Below are 7831 nucleotides of genomic sequence, written 5' to 3' on the forward strand. Positions count from 1 at the left end.
ACGCATGCCCATCCTACCCGGATAGGCTCAAACTGCGCGTCCGTACGGCTCGTTTTCACGTTTTCCGGCTAAAATTCAGGTCTTGTTGAGGAGTGGTTGTGCAACCTGATCAGAAACGACGCGCATTCGCATTCGCGGGCGTCGCCGGTGCGCTGGCGATGGGAAGCCTGTTTTCCGGCTGTAGTACGACGCCGTCCGTGCCGCTCGATGGCGCCACGGCCGCCGGTGACCAGCCGCCACCGGCGCCGCGCGAATTCCGTGCCGCGTGGGTGTCCACGGTTGCCAACATCGATTGGCCCAGCAAACCAAATCTTTCCGCCGAGAAGCAACAGGCCGAAGCCATCGCCATCCTTGACCGCGCCCGGGCGCTGAACCTGAACGCCATCGTGCTGCAGGTGCGGCCCGCCGCCGACGCCATCTATCCATCGAAACTGGAACCGTGGTCGGAATACCTGACGGGCGTGCAGGGCCAGGCGCCGCAGCCGTGGTACGACCCGCTCAAATTCTGGATCACGCAGGCGCATGCGCGCGGGCTGGAGCTGCACGCGTGGTTCAATCCGTACCGCGCCCGCCTCAACGGCGCCCGCTCGCCGGCCGCGCCGAACCACATCACGCGCACGAATCCGGCGGCCGTGAAGAGCTACGGTAAATACCTGTGGATGGACCCGGGCGAGGACGCCGCCGTCAAGCAGACGCTGGACGTCGTGCTGGACGTCGTGCGCCGCTACGACATCGACGGCGTCCACATCGACGATTATTTTTATCCTTACCCGATCGAGGCGACGGGCGCCGAGGGCGCCGCGCTGGAGGGTAAAACGGCGAAGGCCGAGCTGGATTTCCCGGACGAACCGTCGTGGCAGCGCTATGTCGCCGGCGGCGGCAGGCTCGATCGCGCATCGTGGCGGCGCCAGAACGTCAACCACCTGATCGAGGCCTTGTACGAAGGCATCCATCGCGAAAAGAGCTGGGTGCGCTTCGGCATCAGCCCGTTCGGCGTGGGCCGGCCGGACCGCCGTCCGCCCGGCATCAACGGTTTTTCGCAGTATGACAAGCTGTACGCGGACGCCGAGACGTGGCTGCAGAATGGCTGGCTCGATTATTTTTCGCCGCAGCTGTACTGGTCGATCCGCCAGCCGGGCCAGGCCTACGACGTGCTGCTCGATTACTGGCTCACGCAGAACACGAAGGGCCGGCACGTGTGGCCGGGCCTGTTCACGAGCCGCATCGGCGCGCCCACCAAGGACTTCCCGCCGCAGGAAATCATCGAACAGATCGGCCTCACGCGCACGCGCCCGAGCGCGGGCGGCCACGTCCACTTCAGCATGGCCGCGCTGATGGAAAACCGCAAGGGCATCAGCGACCAGTTGCGCACCGCCTCGTATGCCGTCCCCGCGCTCGTGCCCGCCACGCCATGGCTCGGCAACGACGCGCCCGGTGCGCCATCCGTCGCGGCCGTGCGCAAGGGCCCGTCCGTGTATCTGAAACTGGTGGCCGGCAAGGCGAACGCGATGTACGCGATCTGGTCGCGCTTCGGCAACCAGTGGCGCTTCGCCGTCGCGCCCGCGTCGCGCGTGGACTGGGCCGTGCCGGACGATGCGAAGCTCGGCGCGGCGGATGCGATTGTCGTCAGTGCGGTCGACCGCCTCGGTAATGAAAGTTCCCGCGTTGAAGCGTGGCGCAAGCCCGCATGAGGGCGCCTCCTAAACGACTGCGCGTTGCAGGTTGGCCCGGGCCGCGCAGGCGGCAATGCTCGCCGTGCCGTAAGTACAGCTGCGCTTCTCGGCCAAACTTGCGGCCGTTCGTTACGGTCCACAGGCTGTTAGCCCAGAAAGTGACTCAGGTTTCGTGGTCCCGGTCTGACCTGTCTGTCATCGCTGACAACACCTGACGCAACTGGCGACGTGCATTTCGCTGTTAAGTCATTCTTCACGCCGCTGTAGCATCTGGCCGCAAGCTGGCCCCCTCCCTCTTCGATTGCCAAGTATTTGGCTCGCGTGCTGACTTCTTGCATCGCCCAGTTCGCCAACCGCACCAACGACACAGCAACTCCTGACGACAATTCTTCTCATAAAAGCTATCAAACAAATATACACAATCAATTTTACCTATTGAACAATGATGCATACAGTACGGATTCCTGATCCATACTTAAACGGAGGAAAAAATGTCCTATAAAATTCGACTGACTGGAGGCGTCCTGCTTTTGCTGGCTCTGGCCAGCGCAAGCAGTCAAGCAATCAATGATCTTACCCGCGACAATGGCGCGCCGGTCGGAGATAACCAGAATTCGCAAACAGCCGGTCCAAACGGCCCCGTGCTTCTACAGGACGTACAATTAATCCAGAAGTTGCAGCGCTTCGACCGCGAACGTGTGCCTGAACGCGTGGTTCACGCGCGTGGCACCGGAGCTTATGGCGTCTTTGTCGCCAGCAAGGATATTTCGGATCTGACCCGCGCTGCCATCTTCAAGCCTGGAGAAGAAACGCCGGTATTCGTGCGCTTCTCCAGCGTCATTCATGGCAACCATTCGCCCGAAACGCTACGCGACCCGCGCGGTTTTGGCGTCAAGTTCTACACGCGCGAAGGCAACTGGGACCTGGTCGGCAATAACTTGCCCGTTTTTTTTATCCGGGATGCGATCAAATTCCCGGACATGGTGCATTCGCTGAAGCCTGCTCCGGACACCAACCTCCAAGACCCGAACCGCTTCTTCGATTTTTTCTCCCATCAGCCGGAAGCGACCCATATGCTGACACGGGTCTATTCGGACTTCGGCACCCCAGCCAGTTACCGGGAGATGGATGGCAACAGCGTGCATGCCTATAAATTCGTGAACGCGCAAGGGCAGTATGCTTACGTGAAGTTTCACTGGAAAAGCCTGCAGGGCCAGCGCACCCTGAGCGCCAAGGAAGCCGAAGCGATCCAGGCCAAGGACTTCAATCACATGACGCGCGACCTGATCGAAGCCATCAACAAAGGGAATTTCCCGAAATGGGATCTGTACGTGCAAGTGGTACAGCCTGCGCAACTGGCCAGCCTGGATTACGATGCGCTGGACGCGACCAAGATCTGGCCCAATGTGCCGGAAACGAAAATCGGCACGATGACGCTGAACCGCAATCCCGACAATGTGTTTTTGGAGACGGAACAGGCGGCACTGGCTCCTTCCAACCTGGTGCCGGGTATCGAACCGTCGGAAGACAGGCTGCTGCAGGGCCGCATTTTCGCCTATGCTGATACACAACTGCACCGTGTCGGCACCAATGGCCTGCAATTGCCGGTCAACCGTCCGCGCACTACCAGCCTGAATTACAACCAGGATGGCGCCCAGAATTCAGCTGCACGCACAGGCAACGTGAATTATCAGCCAAGCGAGCATGTCCCCACGGCGGATAATGCGCAGTACAAATACAGTCAGCTKCCATTGACTGGGGCAACCCAGCAGGCGCGCATCACGAAAACGCGCGATTTCGTCCAGGCGGGTGAGTTCTACCGTTCCTTGACCAAGCAGCAACAAGCCAATCTGGTTAGCAACCTGGCAGGGGATCTGGGCCAAGTCAAGGACGAAAACGTGAAATATACGATGCTGTCCTATTTCCAAAAAGCCGACGCCAACTATGGCAAGGCGCTCGCGCAGGCGCTGAAAGCGGATAGCGCCCGGGTCGAGTCTCTCGCTGCGTCGCTGCATGATTAAGAAAGTATCCCAGTAAGGTGCCCCCTGTGCCCCCGCGTAATGCCAACATACCGCGAACGTCACGTGGGCACGTTCGCATGTGAAGCCCCGGCCTCACATGCCCCCTACCAGTTCGTGCCTACCGGATTCGAGCCACCAGAGCACCTGATTCGATCAAAAACCGTAGCGCGCGAAACGCAGCCTGAGATTGGACGCACTTTCGCGCGCGAAAGTGAATTGTTCAGTGGTTTCCTAACTCAACGCAGTTTTCACGTTCTGCGTCACGCGACACGTGCGCGCTATAACATTCAGGCATGCGTCCACTTTCAGCATTCATTCGCATGAAACGGGCCTGACGGCGTACACTGGCGACCGATCATGATCGAATCACAACCCGACTCCACATCGTTTGGCCTCGGCATCGACGCCGGCGGCACCGAAACGCGCTGGGCCCTCGCCGCGCCCGGCGGGTCCATCCTCGCCGACGGCCGCGCCGCGGGCCTGTCCGCCCTGCAGATGGGCACGCCGCAGGGCCGCGACGCCGTACGCGCCACGTTCGCGTGCATCGCCGCCGGCGTACTCATGCACGGCGTGCCGGGCCGCGTGCAGGCCGGCCTGACGGGCTTCGGCGGCGACAGCGAGCTGCTGCAGCGCTGGCTGGCCGAGGCATTGCACATCGATCCGCAGCACGTCCATTTTTGCAGCGACATGGAAATCGCCTACCGCGCCAGCTTCGCGCCGGGCGAGGGCTATCTCGTGTACGCGGGCACCGGATCGATCGGCGCCTATGTTGATGCGCACGGCCAGTTCCACCGTGCGGGCGGGCGTGGCGTGATCCTCGACGATGGCGGCGGCGGCTTCTGGATCGCCAGGGAAGCCATGCGCCACATCTGGCGCAACGAGGATGAGCGTCCCGGCAGCTGGCAGCAATCTCCGATGGCGCAGACCGTGTTCGACTACGTCGGCGGCGCCGACTGGGCCTGTACGCGCCAGTTCATGTATGGCCAGGAGCGGGGCGCCGTCGGCAAGCTGGCACTGGCCGTTGCCGCGGCGGCGGACCGCGATCCCGTTGCCGCCGCCATCCTGCGCGGCGCCGGCGAGGAACTCGCGCGCCTGGCGCTGGCGCTGACGGCGCGCTTCGGGCCGCGTCCCGTCGCCGTGTCCGGGCGGGCGGCCGACCTGCATCCGCTGATCGTCGACACGATGCGCGCGGCGCTGCCCGGCATCGCTTTGACCCAGGCCCCGGGCCAGGCCCATTACGCGGCGGCGCGCATGGCGCTTGCTTCCGATCCGCTTAATAACAATAACCCCACGACACCGACATGAAGACCCTCGTCGCGACCCTGCTCATCGCCCTGCTGGCCGGCTGCGCCACGCCGCCGCCGTCCGGTCCCCAGTACGACCATACCTACACGGCGCGCGGCCAGAGCAGCCGCGCGCGCTTCCTCGTGCTGCACTACACCGTCAGCAACCGCGCGGATTCGATCAAGATCCTGACCCAGCAGGAAGTCAGCGCCCATTACCTCGTCACGGACGATCCGGTGCCCGTCATCTACAACCTCGTCGACGAGAAGAACGCGGCCTGGCATGCGGGCAATTCGAGCTGGAAGAATTTCACGCAGCTGAACAACAGCTCCATCGGCATCGAGATCGTCAACCCGGGCTTTACGGACACGCCGAACGGCCGCGTCTACGCGCCGTTCCCGCAGTCGCAGATCGACGCGCTGATCCCGCTCGTGCKCGACATCGTCACGCGTCACCACATCGCGCCGGAAAACGTGCTGGGCCACGCCGACATCGCCCCGCAGCGCAAGCAGGACCCGGGTCCGATGTTCCCGTGGCGCCAGCTCGCGGCCGCCGGCCTCGTCGCATGGCCGGACGCCAACCGCGTCGCCGCCATCGTGCCGATCTTCCAGTTCCAGCAGCCGGACATCGCCTGGTACCAGAAGAAACTGGCCACGTGGGGCTATGCCATCGCCCAGTCCGGCAACCTGGACGAGCAGACGCGCACCGTGCTGTCCGCCTTCCAGATGAAATATCGCCCGGCCAATATCGACGGCATGCCGGACGTCGAGACGGCGGCCCTGCTGGAAGCGCTGACGAACCCGACCGGTCCGCTGCCGCAGCCGTTGCCGGCACCGGTGACGACGGCGCCCGTGATCATCCCGGGCGTGACACCGGTACCGCCGGCCCCGCCTGCACCACCGATGCCCGCTGTGCCGCCGACGTCGCCCGTGCCGCCTGCGCCTCCGGTACCCTCGGTGCCACCGACGTCGCCCGTGCCGCCTGCGCCTCCGGCATCCCCGGTGCCACCGACGTCGCCCGTGCCGCCTGCGCCCCCGGTACCCTCGGTGCCACCGTCGTCGCCCATGCTGCCCGCGCCGCCCGTCCAGCATTGATGCTCTGCTGCAACGCGCGTTTTCCGATATGCTGTATGCATTCGCGCTCGTCAAGGCGCACTGAGGACTGACGATGCGCCTGCGCCATATCGAAGTGTTCCACGCCATCATGCAGGTCGGCACCATCAGCGGCGCCGCCCAGGTGCTGCACATTTCGCAGCCGGCCGTGACGAAAGTCTTGCAGCATGCGGAACTGCAGCTGGGCATGCCGCTGTTCGAGCGCGTGCGCGGCAAGCTCTATCCGAAGCCGGAAGCGCACCGCCTGTTCGCCGAGACGGAGAAACTGAACCGCGACCTGCAGGGCATCCGCCGCCTGGCCGCCAGCCTCAAGAATCGCGCCGGGGAGAGCGTGCGGCTGGTGTCCACGCCGACCATCGCCGTGTCCGTCCTGCCCGCCGCGCTCACGGTGTGGCGGCGCGACTTTGCCCAGACCCGCTGCGACCTGGCCACGTTCCATACGGGCGAGATCGTGAACGCGCTGCGCCTCGGCGAGGCCGACCTGGCGCTGTCGCTGCACGACCCGCGTCATCCCGGCATCGAAGCGGAGACGATCGCGCAAGGCACGCTGACCGTGCTGGCGCCGGCCGGCACGTGGACGGAGGAGGAGTGCGGACAAGCGATCACGCCATCCGGCCTCAGCGGCGAACTGATCGGCCTGTCCGACCGCGATCCGCTCGGCGAAATGGTGCTGGCCGCGTGCGAGGCGCAGGACGTGTACCCGGTCTTCCACACCGTCGTGCAGACGTACCAGATCGCCCGTTCGCTCGTCGAGGCCGGCGCCGGCACGGCCATTCTCGATCCGTTCACGGCCGCGTCCGCCGCGCCGGGCAAGGTGCAATGCCGTCCGTGGGCACCGGCCGTCCCCGTCCAGCTGTACCTGCTGACGGCCAGCCACGCGCCGCTGTCGCACGGCGCGCGCGAACTGGCGATGTGCATCGGCGCCACTGCGCGTGAGTTATTGGCGAAGGGCTGCACATGATGACCATCGCCAGCGAAGACGTCGCCGGCCACCCCGCCTTCCGCCACCTGTCCACCATTGCCGGTATCGCCGTCGACCTGCGCTACGCGACCTCGAACAATTTCGTCGGCCGCGACCTGTATTCCCCCTACGATTGCGCCTGGCTGCACCGCGATGCCGCCGCCGCGCTGGAACGCGTCGTCGCCTGGCTGAGGGAGACGCGTCCCGGCTGCACGCCGCTCGTGCTGGATGCGCTGCGACCGCAGCGCGTGCAGCAGCAGTTGTGGGACGTGCTCGCCGGCACCGACCTGCAGATGTACCTCGCCGACCCGCAGCGCGGCTCGATCCACTCGTTCGGCATGGCGCTGGACGTCACGCTGCTCGACGAGACGGGCCGCGAGCTCGACATGGGCACGGGCTTCGACGACATGACGTTGTTGTCGCACCCGGCGCTCGAAGCGCGCTTCCTCGCCAGCGGTGAACTCACTGCCGTCCAGGCCGCCAACCGCCAGCTGCTGCGCGACGCCATGTTCCAGGCCGGCTTCGTCGGCATCAACACGGAGTGGTGGCACTTCGATTGCGGCGACCGCAACGTCGTGCGCCAGACTTTCCGCCGCGTGCTGTGAGCCTGTCTGACGTCGCTGTCGCGCCACGCTGACGGCGCCGGTGCACGCTTGAGCAAGCTCATTCTCCTGCATTCTTCTGCCGGGACAATCGGCTCAGGTATGCGGGATGGGTTGCCATCTCGCTCTGCTTCCACCCGGAGAGGAGAAAGAGATGAAGAACGCGAAGTTGGCCCCA

The 7831-nt window shown here is 64.6% G+C and carries 5 protein-coding genes and 1 pseudogene; all 6 read left to right on the forward strand.

Going from position 1 to position 7831, the window contains the following annotated elements:
* Nucleotides 1–158: 158 nt before the first annotated feature.
* The 6 genes and pseudogenes from AC1DYX_RS08575 (at nucleotide 159) to AC1DYX_RS08600 (ending at nucleotide 7656) form a co-directional block, all read left to right on the forward strand.
* The gene (locus AC1DYX_RS08575; protein ID WP_477258278.1) at nucleotides 159–1691 is read left to right on the forward strand and encodes a glycoside hydrolase family 10-like protein; all 1533 of its coding nucleotides are present in this window, start codon (nucleotides 159–161) and stop codon (nucleotides 1689–1691) included.
* 473 nt (nucleotides 1692–2164) lie between these two features.
* Complete coding sequence (locus AC1DYX_RS08580; protein WP_477258270.1) at nucleotides 2165–3694, forward strand: catalase; 1530 nt, start codon at nucleotides 2165–2167, stop codon at nucleotides 3692–3694.
* Nucleotides 3695–4051: 357 nt separating this feature from the next.
* Nucleotides 4052–4999 (forward strand): N-acetylglucosamine kinase, encoded by a 948-nt coding sequence (locus tag AC1DYX_RS08585; protein ID WP_477258272.1) that lies wholly within the window; start codon nucleotides 4052–4054, stop codon nucleotides 4997–4999.
* Nucleotides 4996–5772 (forward strand): annotated as a pseudogene (locus tag AC1DYX_RS08590) (N-acetylmuramoyl-L-alanine amidase); the annotation flags it as partial. The gene AC1DYX_RS08585 and the pseudogene AC1DYX_RS08590, both read left to right, overlap by 4 nt.
* 373 nt (nucleotides 5773–6145) lie before the next feature.
* A complete protein-coding gene (locus AC1DYX_RS08595) occupies nucleotides 6146–7051 on the forward strand; it encodes a LysR family transcriptional regulator (protein WP_477258274.1) in 906 nt (301 codons plus the stop codon).
* Entirely contained in the window at nucleotides 7048–7656 is a 609-nt protein-coding gene (locus AC1DYX_RS08600; protein ID WP_477258276.1) for a M15 family metallopeptidase, read from the forward strand. The genes AC1DYX_RS08595 and AC1DYX_RS08600 overlap by 4 nt, the downstream gene beginning before the upstream one ends.
* Nucleotides 7657–7831 lie beyond the last annotated feature (175 nt).

The sequence above is a fragment of the Massilia sp. P2_C2 genome, from assembly GCF_056404615.1.

Excerpts from the sequence above, each read along its gene's own strand:
- AC1DYX_RS08575 (WP_477258278.1), top strand. The coding sequence starts at position 159 with ATGGGAAGCCTGTTTTCCGGCTGTAGTACGACGCCGTCCGTGCCGCTC.
- AC1DYX_RS08585 (WP_477258272.1), top strand. The coding sequence starts at position 4,052 with ATGATCGAATCACAACCCGACTCCACATCGTTTGGCCTCGGCATCGAC.
- AC1DYX_RS08595 (WP_477258274.1), top strand. The coding sequence starts at position 6,146 with ATGCGCCTGCGCCATATCGAAGTGTTCCACGCCATCATGCAGGTCGGC.
- AC1DYX_RS08600 (WP_477258276.1), top strand. The coding sequence starts at position 7,048 with ATGATGACCATCGCCAGCGAAGACGTCGCCGGCCACCCCGCCTTCCGC.